Source organism: Elusimicrobiota bacterium, from assembly GCA_026388155.1.
Lineage (GTDB): Bacteria > Elusimicrobiota > Elusimicrobia > Elusimicrobiales > UBA9959 > UBA9634.
The window spans coordinates 108,132-125,606 of the sequence record JAPLKI010000014.1; the positions used below are offsets into that span (position 1 = coordinate 108,132).

17 protein-coding genes are annotated in these 17,475 nt (G+C 52.5%); 15 read left to right on the top strand and 2 right to left on the bottom strand.

What is annotated here, in order from left to right; all coding sequences use genetic code 11:
* Positions 1-1,842, bottom strand: a complete 1,842-nt coding sequence (locus NTX59_06025) for a proton-conducting transporter membrane subunit (GenBank protein ID MCX5785226.1) — start codon at positions 1,840-1,842, stop codon at positions 1-3.
* On the opposite strand from NTX59_06025, the gene NTX59_06030 reads away from it, so the two are divergent.
* From NTX59_06030 to NTX59_06045, 4 genes are all read left to right on the top strand, one after another.
* Positions 1,829-2,074: a hypothetical protein gene (locus tag NTX59_06030; protein ID MCX5785227.1), complete on the top strand. Its 246-nt coding sequence runs from the start codon at positions 1,829-1,831 to the stop codon at positions 2,072-2,074. The genes NTX59_06025 and NTX59_06030 overlap by 14 nt on opposite strands.
* A gap of 111 nt (positions 2,075-2,185) precedes the next feature.
* The gene (gene speD, locus NTX59_06035) at positions 2,186-2,539 is read left to right on the top strand and encodes an adenosylmethionine decarboxylase (protein ID MCX5785228.1); all 354 of its coding nucleotides are present in this window, start codon (positions 2,186-2,188) and stop codon (positions 2,537-2,539) included.
* Between the two features lie 10 nt (positions 2,540-2,549).
* Positions 2,550-3,530, top strand: a complete 981-nt coding sequence (locus NTX59_06040) for an MnmC family methyltransferase (protein MCX5785229.1) — start codon at positions 2,550-2,552, stop codon at positions 3,528-3,530.
* Positions 3,531-3,570: 40 nt separating this feature from the next.
* On the top strand, positions 3,571-4,080 hold the full coding sequence (locus NTX59_06045) for a TraR/DksA C4-type zinc finger protein (GenBank protein MCX5785230.1): 510 nt from the start codon (positions 3,571-3,573) through the stop codon (positions 4,078-4,080).
* Positions 4,081-4,158: 78 nt separating this feature from the next.
* On the opposite strand, the gene NTX59_06050 is transcribed toward NTX59_06045, so the two are convergent.
* Complete coding sequence (locus NTX59_06050; protein MCX5785231.1) at positions 4,159-5,040, bottom strand: RDD family protein; 882 nt, start codon at positions 5,038-5,040, stop codon at positions 4,159-4,161.
* Between the two features lie 181 nt (positions 5,041-5,221).
* Here NTX59_06050 and NTX59_06055 point away from each other — a divergent pair, with 181 nt between their 5' ends.
* From NTX59_06055 to rpiB, 11 genes are all read left to right on the top strand, one after another.
* Entirely contained in the window at positions 5,222-6,058 is an 837-nt protein-coding gene (locus NTX59_06055; GenBank protein ID MCX5785232.1) for a class II glutamine amidotransferase, read from the top strand.
* Entirely contained in the window at positions 6,055-6,678 is a 624-nt protein-coding gene (locus tag NTX59_06060) for a HEAT repeat domain-containing protein (protein MCX5785233.1), read from the top strand. The genes NTX59_06055 and NTX59_06060 overlap by 4 nt, the downstream gene beginning before the upstream one ends.
* Before the next feature lie 83 nt (positions 6,679-6,761).
* A complete protein-coding gene (locus tag NTX59_06065) occupies positions 6,762-7,751 on the top strand; it encodes a MoxR family ATPase (protein ID MCX5785234.1) in 990 nt (329 codons plus the stop codon).
* A gap of 189 nt (positions 7,752-7,940) precedes the next feature.
* Positions 7,941-8,834, top strand: coding sequence for a DUF58 domain-containing protein (locus NTX59_06070; protein ID MCX5785235.1), 894 nt, complete (start codon positions 7,941-7,943; stop codon positions 8,832-8,834).
* 50 nt (positions 8,835-8,884) lie between these two features.
* The gene (locus tag NTX59_06075) at positions 8,885-9,877 is read left to right on the top strand and encodes a hypothetical protein (protein ID MCX5785236.1); all 993 of its coding nucleotides are present in this window, start codon (positions 8,885-8,887) and stop codon (positions 9,875-9,877) included.
* A complete protein-coding gene (locus tag NTX59_06080) occupies positions 9,874-10,854 on the top strand; it encodes a VWA domain-containing protein (GenBank protein MCX5785237.1) in 981 nt (326 codons plus the stop codon). The genes NTX59_06075 and NTX59_06080 overlap by 4 nt, the downstream gene beginning before the upstream one ends.
* Positions 10,855-10,953: 99 nt before the next feature.
* Complete coding sequence (locus NTX59_06085; protein ID MCX5785238.1) at positions 10,954-12,699, top strand: VWA domain-containing protein; 1,746 nt, start codon at positions 10,954-10,956, stop codon at positions 12,697-12,699.
* 65 nt (positions 12,700-12,764) lie between these two features.
* Positions 12,765-14,687: a BatD family protein gene (locus tag NTX59_06090; GenBank protein MCX5785239.1), complete on the top strand. Its 1,923-nt coding sequence runs from the start codon at positions 12,765-12,767 to the stop codon at positions 14,685-14,687.
* Positions 14,688-14,765: 78 nt separating this feature from the next.
* Positions 14,766-15,569, top strand: coding sequence for a hypothetical protein (locus tag NTX59_06095; protein MCX5785240.1), 804 nt, complete (start codon positions 14,766-14,768; stop codon positions 15,567-15,569).
* 686 nt (positions 15,570-16,255) lie between these two features.
* On the top strand, positions 16,256-16,663 hold the full coding sequence (locus tag NTX59_06100; protein MCX5785241.1) for an RpiB/LacA/LacB family sugar-phosphate isomerase: 408 nt from the start codon (positions 16,256-16,258) through the stop codon (positions 16,661-16,663).
* 301 nt (positions 16,664-16,964) lie between these two features.
* Positions 16,965-17,414 carry a ribose 5-phosphate isomerase B gene (gene rpiB, locus NTX59_06105; protein ID MCX5785242.1) on the top strand — a complete coding sequence of 150 codons (450 nt, stop codon included), beginning with the start codon at positions 16,965-16,967 and terminating at the stop codon, positions 17,412-17,414.
* Positions 17,415-17,475 lie beyond the last annotated feature (61 nt).

Genomic DNA, 17,475 nt, shown 5'->3' on the forward strand with positions numbered 1-17,475 from the left:
TTAAAATTGTCCCCTGAAGATCAGCAGAAGAATTATGGTCGCGAAGATATAGGAAAGATACAGATGAATGCTGCCCGGCTGCAGCTTCCTGACCGTTTTTGCCAGCCGGAAAGAGGCCGACACGGCCGGTTCATAAAAAAATGTCCTGAAAAACGGCGTGGTGTGGGTTTCATACCTGAAATATTTCAGATGATAGCCGCCATGGGTGGCTTTTTCAATTTTTCTGTAAGGCCTGAGGAAAAAGCTGAAAAAGATCCTGAACGGCTTTGAAAAAGCCGTCGCAGTATATTCAGTGCGGGAATCAAGCGCGTAGTAGCCGCAGCCCCAGGTCGGACCGGCGGAAAAACGCCGTTTCCCGTAAATGATCCTGACCCCGAAGAACACCGTAAGTCCAAAAAAAGCGAGCGCCGCCGGCACAAACCAGGCTGAAACGGCGCCGGCGTTCGCCAGACCGTTGGTTATGCCGTAATTCAGCACCGAGAATTTCATGCCTTGCGTAGGAACGCCAAGCGTTGCGCCCGCTACCCCGGCCAGAACCCGCAGGATCTGAGGAGCGGACAGCCCGAAGATCAGGGTAAGCGCCGCCAAAAAAAGCATGGGAGCCGTCATTGACAGAGGCGATTCTTTGGCCTCCGAAGCCTTCGCGCTCCTGGGGGCGGCAAGGAAGGTAACGGAAAAGGCCTTCACAAAACAGGCCGCGGCAAGCCCGCTTGTAAGCGCAAGCGCCGAGGCCGCCGCCATCCAGAACATTACGCCGTTGCCGGCGCTCTTAAGAGCTCCGGCGAAAATCGCCTGGAAGGTGAGCCATTCGCTTATAAAACCGTTCAACGGCGGAAGCGCGGAAATAGCCATGGACCCGGCGAGGAAAGCGAAAGCGGTATACGGCATCAGCTTAATAAGCCCGCCCATTTTTTCCATATTGCGGGTGCCGGTCGCCTTATAAACGGATCCCGCGCTCAAAAACAGGAGTCCCTTGAAAACAGCGTGGTTCACCAGGTGATAGAGCCCCGCGGCCATGGAAAAAACCGCAAGCGCCGGCTGGTCCATGGTCATAAAGATCATGGAACCGCCCAAGCCCAGCAGAATGATGCCTATATTTTCAACGCTGTGGAAAGCCAGCAGTTTTTTAATATCGTGTTCCATCAGGGCGTAAATAACGCCCGCCAGGCAGGAAACGGCGGCAAATACCATCACCATCCTGCCCTCCCACGGATGGCCTGTCCCCAGTGTAAAAACCGCGAATCTTATAATGCCGTAGATCCCCAGTTTTATCATCACGCCGGACATGATGCTTGAGATGTGGCTGGGCGCCTGGGGATGCGCCATCGGCAGCCAGATATGCAGCGGCACTATACCCGCCTTGGCGCCGAAACCGAAAAAGAGCAGCAGAAAAACCGCGCTCTTAACGCCGTCGGGGATAAGATACGCCGCCTCTTTGACCGCCAGGGCGTCGAACGAATGCGTATAGCGGTACATTATAAGGAAAGCCGCGGTAATAAGGGCGGTGCCGAAATGCGTCATTACGATATAAAAAGTGCCGGCCCTTATTGATTTCTCATGCTCCGAGTCAAAAATAACCAGGAAATACGAAACCAGGGACATTATTTCCCAGAATATCAGGAATAAAACAAGATTTGACACGCTGACAACCGCCAGCATCGATAAGACGAACAGGGCGAGCAGGAGCCAGGCGGTCTTTATTTTGCCTGCGGAGTAGTCTCCTTTCAGATACCCGGCGGAATAAACGGCCGCGGGCGCAGATATCAAAAGGATGACGAAGACAAAAAAAAGGGACAGCGGATCGTTCAGGAACGCGAAGCTGCCGGTTATGGAAGGGATCATTTCAGCCTATACCTTAAAAACGCAAAAGGCGAAGAGAAAAAACGAAGCGGATGCAGAAAATCCCTGCGCCTCTGTTTTATTTATTACTGCCGGAACTGCTGCCGAGGCTGTCCGTTGGAAGAGTGGGCGGTCGTCTGCGGCTGCTTCCCGCAACGGGAAGCGCATAAATTATATTCTACATCTTAAAAAGAGTTTTGTTAAATCCATTCCCGTAACGGCTCCCTTAAAATAATCGCGTTAAGGGACATTTTTTCCGCAGTTTTTTCCGCAGTTGACATCTAAGGCTGAATTTTATAGATTCTATGGTCTTAAAAACCGAGTATTTAGAGGCTGGGACGGCGGTATGAAAGCTCTAGGGCAACATCTGGTGATTGAACTTTACGGCTGCGACAAGAAGGCCATCTCAAAGGTGGACACCGTGCAGGCCATAATGCTTGAGGCGGCCAAAGCCGCCAACGCCACTATTATAGACTCTATTTTCCACCATTTCGCGCCATACGGCGTTTCCGGAGTGGTGGTGATCGCCGAATCGCATTTTGCCATTCATACCTGGCCCGAGCATAACTACGCCTCCGTGGACCTTTTTACCTGCGGAGCCAAAATAATACCCTGGGAAGCCTTCAAGGTTTTAAAGAAACGTTTCAAGACCACCCACTTCAGCGCCATGAAGATGGAGCGGGGACTGTTGCCGAAATAGGCCGCATAAGATGAAGAAAGCGAAACCCGACTTTGACTGGATAAAAACGGAAAAATCCATTTTGCCGCGGGGGCGGTGGTTCGTTGAATATTTCACCAAAGGAGAATTACACGCTCACAAGGCGGAGGCCATACTTGAAACCTCGGAAACTTATTTCCAAAAAGCCACGCTTATAAGAACGCCCTCATTCGGGAAAATGCTGGTTATTGACCATGAAACCCAGTCAAGCCAGTATGACGAGGCTTTCTACCACGAATCGCTGGTCTGCCCGGCGCTGCTGGCCCATCGCTCCCCAAAAACGGCTCTCATACTTGGCGGGGGGGAAGGCGCCACGGCAAGAGAACTACTTAACTACGCCGGAATTGAAAAAGCCGTAATGGCCGATATTGACCACTCTATACTCGGCTTCGCCGCCAAACACCTCCAGACCTGGCACCGGGGAGCCTTCAAGGATCCAAGGCTGACACTGCTGGTTCAGGACGCCAAAAAATATGTGGAACGCACAGAGCTTAAGTTTGACCTGGTCTATTCCGATCTGCCGAGCCCTATAGAAAAGGGGCCAGCCTGCCAGCTCTACACTCTTGAGTTCTACCGCTCGCTTAAGAGGATAATGAACCCGGACGCCATTTTCACGGTCCAGGCGGGCCCCGGAACCCCGCTTCAGTTCGAACTGCATGCGGCGCTTCACAGGACGCTCGGAAAGCTCTTCAGATTCGTGGGCAGCTACACCGCGTTCATACCCTCATACGATATGCCCTGGACCTGGCTATATTGCACCGACTCCCCGGCGGCCGCTCCGCAGAACCTTAAAGCGGATAAACTGGATAAGGCGATCAGTTCAAGATTGAGGCACCCCCTTAAATACAGCGACGGCCTGACCATAACCGGCGCTTTCATTCTGCCTAAATATTACCGGGACAAAATAAAAGCCTGGAAGCGTATCGTGACTGCGCGCAGGCCGGTGTTTTTCACTACTTCGAAGTATTGTTGATAATACGAATGACCGTTATCTGTTTCCCAGGAGCTCATATATGAAAAAAAACACAAAAAAAACCACAAAGAAGACCGCAGGAAAAAACACGAAAAAAATTGTTAGCCGCGCAAAGAGCAAGAGGCCCGTGACAGGCCGGAGTCGCTCCCGCCCGGCTAAAAAAAGCAGCCGCGCGGGAGCACGCGTCGTTAAAGAGGTCCTGTCAAAAACGGAAATGGACCAGCTGGCCTCCCGCCTTAAGGAAATGAAAGATTCGGTTTCAAAAACAGTGGAGGACAAGAAAAAAATGGATCTGCCGGAGCCTGAAGTGGGGGATTCCATAGACCAGGCCTCCCAAAGCCTTGAGAAGGAGATCCTTTTTGAGCTTTCAGACAGTGAGATGGGGGAACTTGGCGACATAGAAGCCGCGCTGCGAAAAATAGAAAACGGCACCTATGGCGTCTGCGAGCATTGCAAGCGCGCGATAGAGAAAAAACGCATAAAAGCCATTCCCTCAGCCAGGTACTGTATGGTCTGCCAGAGCGGCTCGGAAAGACACCGCACGCATTAATCCGGGAAGACAATCAGGTTAACCGCAGATAAAACGCCCCGCCAAACCGGCGGGGCGTTTTATCTGCGGTAGAAGGCTTCAGAACGCAGAGGGGGGGGAAGTCACCTGTACTTCGGTCTTGCGCCAGTTCCGCGCTTTAGCGGTGATGCTGAAACCTCTGCCGTCGCTGGCCAGCACCAGAGAGCCCTCGTCCAGATTTCTTACCAGCTCGGAGCGCACCGCGCTAAGATTGCCGGTAAGGGCCGCCAGGCGCTTCAGATCGTTGGTATAATGCCCGTTTTCCTTGAGATAGATTTTTTCAAGCACCCCTAACTTGTAAACGGTCCTATAGGCGGCCACAACCTGCCGTTTCTCGAACGGGGTCATTTTCAGCACGCTCTGGTTTATCCAGGCCCCGCAAAAAATCGCAATGAGTGCCCAGGAAAGGGCAAGTATCATTCCATTAGCCATATCCCCGCGCTCCCGCAGGCTTACCACCCGGCTGCCGGCAATATAGTCGTGCAGAGCGCGCTTATTGCGGGTAAACAAAGCCAGCAGAAACCCCAGATTCAGCAGGAAGGCGCTTAAAAAATAAGCGAGGGAACGAAGGAACGCTTTGAAGATCCCGAGGTCTTCCCCCGAGGCGTCCTTAACCCTGATACCCATTATATACTTCCCGAGAGTGGCCCTCCCGCCCGAAGACAGGGTCGTTTCGTAAACCAGGTACGCCAGTATCCATAACAGCTTCCACTTGAACTGCGCGGAGTCGGAATAGACAAACAGCCCTTTTTTTATCAGCAGGCTGAAAGAGGCGTAACAAACCGCCACAAAAGGGATCGCGTCTATAACATACGCCAAAAACCGCTCGTTAAACCCGGCGGGGAGAGGCCCTTCAAGGACTTCCTCCTGAAGGGGAAGCGGTTTAACCGGCTCTATCATTTGGCTTGCCTGAGGCGTAAAAACCAGATTCTCGTCTTCCATGTCTGACTCTCCTTTAAAACAGGCTGCAAAAACTTTATCTCAGATAATTATACTAACCCCGCCGCCAGCTTGCAAATGGCATCGCAGACACCGGCATTTGACTTCGGCGAATGGACCAGACGGGATATAGAGTTGGACACCCCGCCGCAAAATTGATTTAATCTATTTTATCATGTGCAGAATGGCCGCCGTTATAACTGAAAATCCGACCGGGCGCGCGGATATTTTATGCGATTCGGAAAAAGCTCTGTTCAAACAGGCCGGCGCAGTAAAGGGCAGATTCCAGGACGACGGCTGGGGCATGGCTTATTTTAGCTCCGGCTCAAACCCGCTGACGTTTAAAAGCGCGGGGCCTGCCCGCGTTGAAAAAGCCGCTTTCAGACGCGCGGCGCTTGCGGCCTCCGGAGCCGATATCGTTCTCGCGCACCTGCGGGACGCCTCAAACCCTAAAGGGCTCGCGCGCTCCAAACTTCTCGGCCTCAAAAACTCCCAGCCTTTTTGCGGGAATGGTTTCACATTCGCGCACAACGGCACGCTTTACATTCCCGATGAGATAAAAAGCGCGCTGGGCAAATACGCCGGATTTGTAAAAGGGAACAACGACAGCGAGGTTCTTTTCTGGCAGATAATGAAAATGCTGGACGCCTACGGCACGGCGGAATTAGCCCTTGAAATGGCGCTGGACGAAATAACAACCGTCTGGCTCTCCTGCAAAAAACGCTATCCGCAGAGGAACGCGCCCTACAGGGGCATGAACATAATGCTTGCTGACTCAAAAAACCTGTGGGTACTGTGTCACTGCCCAAAAAGCTGGGATCGCGGCGCGCTGCTCACTCCCGGCTGGGAATTCGGCCGTCTGGCCTGGCGTAGGGAAAAAGACGCCTTCGTTTTTTCAAGCGAACCGCTTGACGGAGGAAGCTGGAACAAGCTTGCCGACCTGGACCTGGCTGAAGTTTCCCTTATTAGAGGAAAGCTTGAACTGAAAATAAAAAAATTGTATTGTAAGGTAATATTATGAAATGGATCGTCATGCTTCTCGTCTTCGTCGGCGGCATCTACTACCTGGTCAACAGGCATAAAACCGAACTGCATCAGCAGGAAGTGATCGAACAGACAAAAAAAGAGCGGGCGCAGGCCATTGAGGAACAGACCCTGCCGCCGGCGCCCGAAACGACCTACACCATGAAATTTTCCCTTAACACCTTAAAAACCCTGCGCAATCTTACGCAGGATCCGAATGAAAAAGTGCGTTTCGCCGCCGTGGAACTGCTTTGGCAGCTGCAGGACGAACAGATTCCCGGCGTAATTAAATGGATGTTCGCGAACGAAACCGAGGCCTCCGTTAAAAAAAGCATTATTGATATGCTCTCCAAAGACAAGAGCAGACTGAGTCTGGCCCTCATTACCGGCGCCATGAGCGACTATGACAAAGAAACACGCCTTAAGGCTGTTGAGGCCATAGGCACTTTTTCCAACAAAGAAGCCATTACGGCCCTTAACCCCGCCATGGAAGATTACGACGAAGAAATACGTCTTAAGGCCATTGAAGCCGTTAACCATATCCGCCAGGATATACAAACCAACAAAGAGCAGAAGATGCGCGAGTTGGAAATGAAACCCATCTTCAAAATAGAATAACTACGCCGAAGCTGGCAGGCTTGTATGCTGGTATGCTTTAAGCCTACTGGCCTACCCGCCTACCAGCCGGCAAGGAGCGAACCATGGACTCGGAAATATCCCAATTGAGCAAAAAAATACAAGCGGATTCTATTTTCATCCAGGACCTGAAAAAGGAAATAGCCAAAGTGCTTGTGGGCCAGGATGACCTGGTGAACGGCCTGCTGGTGGGACTTATCGCCAACGGGCATGTGCTGCTGGAAGGTGTGCCGGGGCTTGCTAAAACGCTGGCGGTAAAAACGCTCGCGCAGGCCGTATCGGCCGCTTTTCAGCGCATACAGTTCACCCCCGACCTGCTGCCCGCCGATATCGTGGGCACGCTGGTTTTCAATCCCAAGGAAAGCTCTTTCTTTGTGAGAAAAGGCCCGATATTTTCAAATATCATACTGGCCGACGAAATAAACCGCGCGCCGGCAAAGGTCCAGAGCGCTCTTCTTGAGGCCATGCAGGAACGCCAGGTAACTATTTCGGACACCACCTATAAACTGCCGGAACTGTTCATGGTAATGGCTACGCAGAACCCCATAGAGCAGGAAGGCACCTACCCGCTGCCCGAAGCGCAAATTGACCGTTTCATGCTGAAACTAAACATAAATTACCCTTCAAAAGCCGAGGAAGCCAAAGTGCTGGACCTTATGGCCAGACAAAGCGTGCCCTCGGCGGGCAAGGTGGTTTCCGCCGAACAGATTTTAAAAGCCAGACAGACCGCCGACCAGGTGTATGTGGATGAAAAAATAAAAAACTATGTGCTGGACCTCGTAATCGCCACCAGGACGCCTGAAAAATACGGACTTGAAAAAATAAAACCCTGGATACTCTACGGCGCGAGCCCGCGCGCCACCATTTACATGATCCAGGCGGCCAAGGCCTACGCGTTCATCGGAGGGCGCGGCTACGTAACCCCGGAAGATATAAAAGCCGTGGGCTTTGACGTCATGCGCCACCGCGTGCTGCTCACCTACGAGGCGGAAGCCGAAAATATCAATTCCGAAACCGTGCTGAAAACTGTTTTTGAGGCGATAGAAGTGCCGTAAAAAGGCAGCGAATAGCGGCGAGCGTATAGCGGACAGGGAAGGAGTAAGATCAGCAATTCCGTCCCCAACCCCTATCCCCTATATGCTATACACTGAAGTTATAAAGGGGATAGCGGATAGGGAAGGAGTAAGATTGGCAATTCCATCCCCAACCTCTATCCCCTATACGCTATACGCTGTAGTTAAACTATGAACACCGCTGAAATTCTTAAAAAGGTCCGCCAGATAGAAATAAAAACCGGCCGTCTGGTAAGTGAAACCTTCGCGGGCGAATATCAGAGCGTTTTTAAGGGCAGGGGCATGGAATTCGCCGAGGTGCGCGAATATGTGCCGGGCGACGACGTCCGCTCCATAGACTGGAATGTCACCGCCCGCTCCTCCAAACCCTTCGTCAAGCGCTATGTTGAGGAACGCGAACTTACCCTGCTTATAGTCTGCGATATCTCGGCCTCGCAGGCATTCGGCTCCTCGGACCGGGCTAAAAACGAGGCGGCGGCGGAACTGGCGGCTATGTTCGCCTTCTCCGCCCTGAAAAACAATGACAAGACCGGCCTGCTTTTATTCACCGACCGCGCGGAATTGTACATCCCGCCCAGGAAAGGCAAAAACCATAGTTTGCGCATTATCCGCGAACTGCTGGCTTATCAACCGTCGAATAAAGGCACCGACATCGCCAAAGCCCTCTCAATGGTCAACAAGATAATGAAGCGAAAGGGCATAGTTTTCCTGCTTTCGGATTTTCACGCCCCCGACTTCAGCCGCGAACTGCGCCTGACGGCCCAGCGCCACGATCTTATACCCGTGGCCATAAGCGACCCTTTTGAAAGGCGTTTGCCGCGCCTGAACGCAATGCTTGCTTCAAGCTGGCTTGAAGGCGGTCCCGCCGCCGGAGTCAGCGCCGCGGATCTTTCAAGCCCCGCTTTTCTCAATGCTCACAGGACGCAGGCCGAACTGGAAAGTAAAACCCTGGAGAAAATAATGCTTTCGGCCGGAGTGCAATGGATCGACGTACACGCGGAATGCGATATTTACGACCCGGTGGTTAAATTTTTCCGCCAGCGCCAGAAAAAAATAAGGCTGTAAGGACAGAGATCAGGGGCTAGGGTTTAGAGAATAGTTGAAAAAACAGCAATATGAAATTCCTGAATGTTTTTTTTCTGGCCTTTTTAACTGCCGTCCAGACAGCCGCTTCCCAAACCGTTTCGTTTAAAATAACGCCGCCCCCGCAAAAGCCCAAACTGGCCGAGCCCTTTAAACTGCGCCTTGAGGCCTCTTACGGCGGAAATTACACCGTTAAAATCGATACCGCCTCAATAGACAGCGAATTTTTTGAAATTTTAAAAATAACAAAACTCTCCTCAAAAGAATCCGGCGGCGCTTCCACCTCGGAGTTTGAATTTGAGGCCGAGGCTTTCGCCATCGGGGTCAGCACCTTCCCCGAAATAACTTTTCAGCTTTACGGCGCCGGCGGGGCCATGGAAGCCAAAAGTCCGTCCTTCCCGCTTGAGATAGAACCCTTGTTTGAAAAACCAAAACCGGGAGAGAGCGCGGAGATAAAGGACATTTATCCGCCGCTCAAATTTATACCGTGGTTTTGGCTTATTGCGGCTTTCCTCGCTTTGTGCGCGCTTGGCGCTTTTCTTTACGCCAGGCGTAAAAAACCCGCCGCCGCGCTCGCGGCTGAAACCCGGAAAGACACGCGCACGCCGTACAGGCGGGCAATGGACAGCCTGGAAAGTCTGGCGGCCTCGGGCCTTTGGGAAGAGGGTAAAATAAAAGATTTTTACATCTGTTTTTCCGCCATCTTCCGGCTTTACATGAAAGAGCAATTCGCCATAGACGCCCTTTTAATGACCACGGCAAGCCTTTTAAGGGAACTAAAAAAAACCGGCGCCGAAGTGCAGACCCTCATAAAATCGAGGGAACTGCTTGAACGCTCGGACCTGGTAAAATTCGCTAAATTCAAGCCGCAGCAGAAAGATTCCGATCTTGCCGACCTCAGGGAAATACTTGGCGGCCTCACAAGACAGACGGAAAACGCGAAGGAACTGAAAACGGACAAAGCGGCGCAGGCAGCTCCGGCGCCCGCTACAGGTGCGGGGAACAAACCGGGGGGACAGTCATGAACTTCGCCAACCCCTGGGCGCTGCTTCTGCTCCCGCTCATACTTGCGGCCGTGGCTTTTGCGGGGACCCGCTGGGGAGGCAAATTTATTCCGGCCGGCTCTCCGACGCCGCTGCCGTTCATTCCGACCTTTAAAACGCGCCTGTTTTCTTTTCTTCCGTTCAACTGCCGAGCGGCGGCTCTTATCCTGCTGGTGCTCGCGCTCGCGAGGCCGCAAAAAACCGAGCGGGGGCAGATTCCGCCGGCTGAAGGCGTGGATATAATGCTGGCCCTTGATACTTCCTACAGCATGGCGGCCATTGATCTGAAACCCAGCCGCCTTGACGCGGCAAAGTCCGCCGCCGCCGACTTTGTAAAGCGGCGTGCCCACGACCGGCTGGGCATTGTGGTTTTCGGCGGAACGCCCATACTTACCTGTCCTCTTACTCTTGATTACTCCTCCGTGCTTGAAACGCTTGACGCGGCTTACCTTAACATGACCAAGGCCGACGGCACAGCCATAGGCGACGCAATAGCTACCGCCGTCAATCATCTTAAAAACAGCAAAGCAAAAAGCAAGATAATTATTCTGCTTACCGACGGCCGTTCAAACACCGGCCTGATAAGCGACCCCATGACCGCCGCCAAAACAGCGGCCGCCTACGATATAAAGATTTACACCATAGGAACAGCCGCAAAGGGCAAAGCTCAGGTGCCCACAGGCAATCCCTTCCAGCCGTATATCACCATAGAAGAAGACCTGGACGAAGCCCCCCTGATGGAAATAGCCAATACCACGGGGGGGGAATTCTACCGGGCCACTAACTATCTTGAACTGCAAAAGATCTACGAAAAGATAGACTCGCTTGAAAAAACCAAGTTTGAAATAAAGGCTTACGCCAATTATTCCGACCGCTACGAACCGCTGCTGGCGGCGGCATTGACGCTGCTGGTTTTGACTTTCGTTCTGGAAAAAACTTATCTAAGGACGATACCATGAAACAGGGAATAGCGGCTAGGGAAGAGTGTTTAGGGAAGGAGTTTCTTATTTCTGCCCCCTCTACCCTCGCCCCTAGCCCCTCTACCCTGTAACTTGCCTATGGAACTTTTTAAATACCCTGTACTGGCAGTCTGGCTCATGGCCGCTTTGGCGGCTCTGGTTTTTCTGCGCTTTAAGGCCGAAAAAACAAAATGGATCCTTGCTGAAAACGTGCTGGGTAAAAAAACTCTCCAGCGCTTGAGTCTGCAAAAAGGCTGGGCGCGCAAGCGGACGCGCGACATACTTCTGCTGACCGCTTTATTTTTTGCCGCCGTGGCGGCAAGCGGCCCGCAATGGGGCATGGAGCTGGCCCAGATAACGGATCTCAACGGCAACCTGGTGATAGCGGTGGACACCTCGCTGTCCATGGCGGCTAAAGACCTGAAGCCCTCGCGGCTCGAAAACGCCAAACTCATGCTTGGCGCTCTGGCGGAAAAATTCCCCGATTACCGCATAGGCGTGGTGGCGTTCGCCGGACGAGCCTACGTGCAATGCCCCCTGACCACGGACCTGGACGCCATAAAATACTTTATTTCCCTGCTGTCGCCCGGGATGCTGCCTTCAAAAGGCACGGATCTCTCGGACGCCATTGAAACCTCGGGCCGCATGCTTGAACACTACGGCAGCCAGAAAGTGATGGTGCTTATCACGGACGGCGAAGATCATTCAAAAAACCTTGACCAGGCCATTAAAGACGCGGCGGCTGCGGGCCTGCGGGTTTTTACCATAGGCATAGGTAAGCCGGAAGGCGAGCTTATAGCGGAAACCGACGCGGCGGGCGGCACTCTTGGGTACAAAAAAGACGCTTCAGGCAAAACCGTAGTGACGAAACTGGACGAGCGGACGCTTTTAAAAATAGCCTCCCAGACAGGAGGCGCCTACCTTCGCTACTCGGACCCCGACGCGGCGGGCGAAGAGATGCGCTCTGCCGTTTCAAGGCTGTCGCTGACGAAAACCAAAGGCTTCGGCCGCGCCAATTTCAAAAACCGCTATCAATGGCCGCTTGCTTTGGCCCTGTTGGCGCTTTTGCTAGAATTACTGTTCATGGAGAATCCCGAAGCGTCAGTCAAGGCAATATCCATAAGTTCGCGGCTCAGGAGATGGCTGGGGCTGGCGTTTAGAAGGGTAGTTCCTGTTTTTCTGACGGCTGTCGCTATGCAGCAGACACTCAGCGCCTCCGAAGCCAAAAGCCTCGCGGGCAAAGGCACCGACGCCTATGACAAAAAAGACTATCCAAAGGCCTACGAATACTATGGCAAGGCTTTGGAGCTGGAACCAAAAAATTCAAAGATAATTTTCAATTCCGGCGACGTTTTTTACCGCCTTGAGGACTACAGCCATGCCGGCGAAGCATTCAACGCGGCCTCCGCCGCGTCTCCGGCTATCTCCCACAAAGCGCGCTACAACGAAGGCAACGCTTATTTCATGCAGGGCGACTACAAGAAAGCCGCCGCCAGTTACCGTTCGGCCGTGCTTTCAGACCCGAAAGACAAAAACGCCAAATTCAATCTTCAAAGAGCCCTGGAACGGCTTCAGGAAAATAATAAAAACCAGCAGCAGAAGGATAAACAAAAAAAGGACCCCAAAAAAGACGACAAAAAAAAAGACGGCCAGGATAAAGACAAAAATAAAAACGAGGGACAGGATAAAGAAAAGCAGCGGAAGAAAGACGAAGCCAGGGCACAGGCGGACCGTCTGCTTGAAATGATGAAAGAAAAGGAGAAATCCGCGGCTAATAAACAAATTCAGGACGCCCGTTTTGAAAACAAGCCGAAGGAAAGAGACGAAGCAGGGGAGGACTGGTGACAGCACGTCAGCATAGAGGGGTTAGGGGCTAGGGCAAAGAAAAGAATTGAAAGAACAGCAAATTTATGAAATTCCTGAATAGTCTAAAAAAAGTCTTTAAATTTGTTTTTTGCTCTACCCTGTTCCCTCTACCCTCTACCCTGCCCTTGGCCGCCCTTATATTTGTCCTCCCGCTTTTTGCCGCTCAAAGCGCGCGCGCGGCCCTGAGTATTTCGGCGCAAACCGACAGGACCGAACTTGAAATCACCGAAAACCTTTACCTTACCGTCACGATAAGCGCCGATTCGGCGAGCGTTCCGGAGCCCGTGCTGCCCGCGGTATTCAATTTCAACGCCTATTCCTCCGGCCGGAGCCAGAATATTTCCATTATTAACGGAAAAATATCCACTTCGGTCTCATTCACCTATATACTTACCCCGCGCTTCATCGGCCGCCAGACAATACCCGCTATTTCGGCGTTTAACGGCCGTGAAAAAGCCATGACGCCTGAAATTGAAATAACCGTCACCAAATCAAGGGCCGCCAGGCAGACAAACCCGGCGCCGAGCGCTCCGCCGCAGCAAGGTTCCGCGGGACGCGCGGCCCCGCAGGGGAAAGCTCCTAAAGCCGACTCTCTTATTTTTTTAAAAGCCGAGACAGACAGGAAAACCGCCTATCCCGGCCAGCAGATCAACCTGTTTATAAGATTTTACACGGCTATGCCTCTTACCTCAAATCCGCAATATCTGCCGCCGGCCTATAAGAACCTGCTTTTTGAGGATCTGCCTCCCGTAAGGAGCGGAGAAGTCACAATAAAGGGCGTACGCTATTCGTTCAGCGAGATCAAGACAGCTCTGTTTGGCCTGTCGCCCGGGCCGGCCTCTATAAGCCCGGCCTCGGTTATTGCCCAGCTGCAATCGGATGAACAGATAGACCCCTTTGACCCGAATTTCTTCCAGAAATTCTTCTCCATGAACGGCTCCCAGGGCGCGACAAAGGAATTAAAAACAGAAAACCTGACGCTGAATATTCTTCCGCTGCCGGACGGAGCGCCTGTGTCTTTTACAGGAGCGGTCGGCAACTACACTATTTCCGCCGAACTTGACCGTAAACAGGTCAAAGCGGGGGAAGCGGTCAATCTTTCGGTGACAGTAAGCGGCACCGGCAGTCTTAAAACCGTAACAGCGCCGAAGCTGCCGGAACTGGCGGGGTTCAAAGTTTTTGACACGATGAGCTCGCTTGACATAAACAAGCGTGACGATATTATAAGCGGTAAAAAAGTTTTCACCACCGTCATTGTGCCGCGTTTCGAAGGCCCCGCCCGTATTTCACCTGTAAAATTCGCTTTTTTTGACCCGGAGGCGAACGCCTACCGCGAAATTGAGACAAAACCTTTGGAATTGAAAGTGGAAAAAGGCGATTCGGACGCCAAAAATTTTAATTTTACGCAGCCCGGAACCCAAGCCGTGTCCGCCACCGGTTCGGACATCAGATATGTAAGCGACACGGCCGCGGCGCCCGCGGTCGCGCGCGCGGCCGGGGCCCTTTTCAACATGGCCTGGTGGCTTAATTTATTGCCGGCGGCCGCGCTTTTATTAAGCCTCTGGTTCTCGAACATTCAAAGCTTCCGCCTGCGCAATCCGCAGATCTTCAAGTTCCGGCGGGCCAAAGCGACAGCCGGCAAGGACATCAGCCGGGCCGAAACCGAACTGAAGGCGAACAGGTTAAAAGAAGCCGTGTCCGTGCTCTACGATTCCTTTATGGAATATCTCTCGGACAAAACCGGGAAAAAAGTAAGCGCCCTGACCACACGCCAGGCCAGGGAGCTTATAAAAGACCGCTTCCCGCGCACGGACGAATACCATCTGGAGGAAATAAGGGCCTTCTGGGAACAGCTTGAGATGTTCCATTTTTCTCCGTCCTCCCTGACCGCCCAGAACGCCAAGGATCTGATAACCAAATATACCGTCCTGATCGAAATGCTGGAGAAGGAGTTTAAAAAGAAATGAGTACGTTATCGTTTAAGGGGCTGGGGGCTGGAGATTAGGGGAGAGGGCTCAGAGAAGAACTGAAAGAAAAACAAATTCATGAAATTACCGAATGGTTTAAAAAATGTCTTCAAGTTGAGCTTGCGCTCTGCCCTATCCCTTAGCCCCTATCCCCTGCTGTTATGCTGCCTTTGCGCCTTTTCTTTTCAGGCCTCCGCCTACGATAAGAATGAACTGGCCGAACTGAACGACATGTATAAGAACGGCAAATACCAGGAGGCGCTTGATGGCTACATCAAGATGACCGAAACTGAAGGCACGAACCCTTACGCTTTTTATAACGCCGGCAACGCCTATTTCCGATTAAACAAGCAGGGGCTCGCCGTGCTTTACTACGCCAAAGCCTTTAAACTGCTGCCCAGGGACCCGGATATACGGGCCAACCTTGAATATGCCATGAAGCAGACCGGCCAGGCGCTAGTGCCGGACGGAGTGCCGAGGTCTCTTCATTATGTTTATTATCTTTTGTCAGACCTTGAGCTTAAAGCCCTCGTGATAATTTTTTTCTGGCTGGCCTGTTTTATCGGGGCGCTGCGCTCACTCGCGGGAACGGCGCTGAAAGAAAAACTTAAAACCGCTCCTTATGTGATGGCCGCCGCGTGCCTTTTTTTTCTGCTTTGGATCGGGATACGCGACAGCTCGCCGTTCACGAACGGAGCGGTGGCCGCCGCGCCAGCCACTCTTTTGAGCGGCCCCGGCGAAAAATTCAAGGCTTACGCCACTCTTCCGGAGGCCCGTCTTGTAAAAATAATGGACGAGGCGGATGAGGATTATTACGAAATAGGCCTGCCCGGCGAAGGAATAAAAGGCTGGGTAAAAAAAACCGACCTGCAGAAGATTTAATACCATTCCAATAAACTGACGTTCGCGGGGCCTGCCAGGGGCCTGGAACGCAAAACCAGTGTCGGCCACACCGTGGCCGCACTTCCCATCCTCGCCCTCGCCGCTATGCAAGTCTCGGGCTCCGGAGGGTTTTGCTAATCCAGGCCCCCGGCACCCGCTCCAACTATCCCACCTAAATTTATTGCTTTGCCAGAAAAATAATATAACTATCCCCACCCAATCATAACTTGAATATCCCGCCCTGTAAGGCATGTACAATATAGTTTTTTACTATACTGTGTTAGGACAAAAACATGTGTTACGCCGTGATAAAGATGGCGGCTACCTACGGGTGGGTAAATTCGGAAGTACCAAAAACAGGGTGGGACACATATATAAAAACGAGGTTTAGACCACGCGCGACATAGGACCGGACGGGGGGCTGCTCTGGAGCCGCATAGCGGATGGGGGGCCCCGTTTCGGGGGGAAACCACGGGAGGGTTTCCTACGCGGCGGAATGGGCAGCCCCTTGCCCGGCCCGTTTCCCGGAGCGCGATAAAGGGATACCTTATAAACAATAATCCGCGCCAAAATGATAGAATTTTCAGGATTGAATCTCTAAGCAATTCTGCCTATGGCCTATGGCTTCCGGCTTATGGCAAACGATTACCCATGTTTATGGATATAATTAACATGCGGAGGATAAAGTGAAAATTGCTATTGCAAGCGACCATGACGGATTTGAACTGAAAGAAATTTTAAAGAGTCTGATAAGCGGTCTGGGGCATGAAGTGACCGACCTCGGAACCAACTCGGCCTCAAAACCCGTGGATTATCCCGACTTCGTGGCAAAAGCCGCGAGTGAGATAACGTCGGGCCACGCCAGACGCGCCCTTATGGTATGCGGCAGCGGCGTGGGCGCCTGCGTTGCCGCCAACACCTTCCCCGGCGTGCGCGCCGGACTTTTCCACAATACCGATTCCGCCAGACAGGGCGTTGAGCATGACAATATAAATTTTTTATGCTTGGGCGCGCGCGTGATCGGCGCGAAACTCGCGTCCGATGTGACACGGGCCTACCTTTCCGCGAAGTTCTCGGGAGCGGAAAGCCGCTGAAAGAAAAACTTAAAAAACCGCGCCTTACGCAATGGCCGCCGCGTCAGCCGCCCTTTCGAGCGGCCCCGGCGAAGGAATAAAAGGCCGGGTAAAGAAACCGACCTGCAAGAAGGTTTAAATCCAACAAACCTTAAGGTAAGCCAAGCTAGGGGGCGCGATTAAAGCTATCCGATTAAGCAATAATCCGCGCCAAAATGATAGAATTTTTAGGATTAAATCCCTAAGCAATTCTGCCTATGGCTTCCGGCTTATGGCAAACGATTACCCTGTTTATGGATATAATTGACATGCGGAGGATAACGTGAAAATTGCTATTGCAAGCGACCATGCCGGATTTGAACTTAAAGAAACTCTAAAGAGCCTGATAAAAAACCTGGGCCATGAAGTGACCGACCTTGGAACAGATTCCGCCTCAAAGCCCGTGGATTACCCGGACTTCGCGGCAAAGGCGGCCCTGGAAATAAAAGCCGGCCGCGCCGAACGCGCCCTAGTGGTCTGCGGCAGCGGCGTGGGCGCCTGCGTGGCCGCCAACAAATTCCCCGGCATACGCGCCGGACTTTGCCACGACACCTATTCCGCCAGACAGGGCGTTGAGCATGACAATATAAATATTTTGTGCCTGGGCTCGCGCGTGATCGGCGTTGAGCTCGCGGCCGATGTGACCCGGGCCTACCTTGCCGCGAAATTCTCGGGAGAGGAAAGACACAAGCGGCGGCTTGAAAAAATAACAGCCTTGGAGAAGAAGAGCTGAAGTCTGAAGCGCTGAAGTTTGGAAGCCTGGAAGTTTTTTCCCTCAGCACTTTAGCACTCCG

What these genes read in the sequence shown, in the direction of transcription:
- NTX59_06075 (MCX5785236.1), top strand. Translation starts at nt 8,885, where the DNA reads ATGAAATTCCTGAATGTTTTTTTTCTGGCCTTTTTAACTGCCGTCCAG.
- NTX59_06055 (MCX5785232.1), top strand. Translation starts at nt 5,222, where the DNA reads ATGGCCGCCGTTATAACTGAAAATCCGACCGGGCGCGCGGATATTTTA.
- speD (MCX5785228.1), top strand. Translation starts at nt 2,186, where the DNA reads ATGAAAGCTCTAGGGCAACATCTGGTGATTGAACTTTACGGCTGCGAC.
- NTX59_06085 (MCX5785238.1), top strand. Translation starts at nt 10,954, where the DNA reads ATGGAACTTTTTAAATACCCTGTACTGGCAGTCTGGCTCATGGCCGCT.
- NTX59_06045 (MCX5785230.1), top strand. Translation starts at nt 3,571, where the DNA reads ATGAAAAAAAACACAAAAAAAACCACAAAGAAGACCGCAGGAAAAAAC.
- NTX59_06060 (MCX5785233.1), top strand. Translation starts at nt 6,055, where the DNA reads ATGAAATGGATCGTCATGCTTCTCGTCTTCGTCGGCGGCATCTACTAC.
- NTX59_06080 (MCX5785237.1), top strand. Translation starts at nt 9,874, where the DNA reads ATGAACTTCGCCAACCCCTGGGCGCTGCTTCTGCTCCCGCTCATACTT.
- NTX59_06040 (MCX5785229.1), top strand. Translation starts at nt 2,550, where the DNA reads ATGAAGAAAGCGAAACCCGACTTTGACTGGATAAAAACGGAAAAATCC.
- NTX59_06070 (MCX5785235.1), top strand. Translation starts at nt 7,941, where the DNA reads ATGAACACCGCTGAAATTCTTAAAAAGGTCCGCCAGATAGAAATAAAA.
- NTX59_06025 (MCX5785226.1), bottom strand. Translation starts at nt 1,842, where the DNA reads ATGATCCCTTCCATAACCGGCAGCTTCGCGTTCCTGAACGATCCGCTG.
- NTX59_06095 (MCX5785240.1), top strand. Translation starts at nt 14,766, where the DNA reads ATGAAATTACCGAATGGTTTAAAAAATGTCTTCAAGTTGAGCTTGCGC.
- NTX59_06065 (MCX5785234.1), top strand. Translation starts at nt 6,762, where the DNA reads ATGGACTCGGAAATATCCCAATTGAGCAAAAAAATACAAGCGGATTCT.
- NTX59_06090 (MCX5785239.1), top strand. Translation starts at nt 12,765, where the DNA reads ATGAAATTCCTGAATAGTCTAAAAAAAGTCTTTAAATTTGTTTTTTGC.
- NTX59_06030 (MCX5785227.1), top strand. Translation starts at nt 1,829, where the DNA reads ATGGAAGGGATCATTTCAGCCTATACCTTAAAAACGCAAAAGGCGAAG.
- NTX59_06050 (MCX5785231.1), bottom strand. Translation starts at nt 5,040, where the DNA reads ATGGAAGACGAGAATCTGGTTTTTACGCCTCAGGCAAGCCAAATGATA.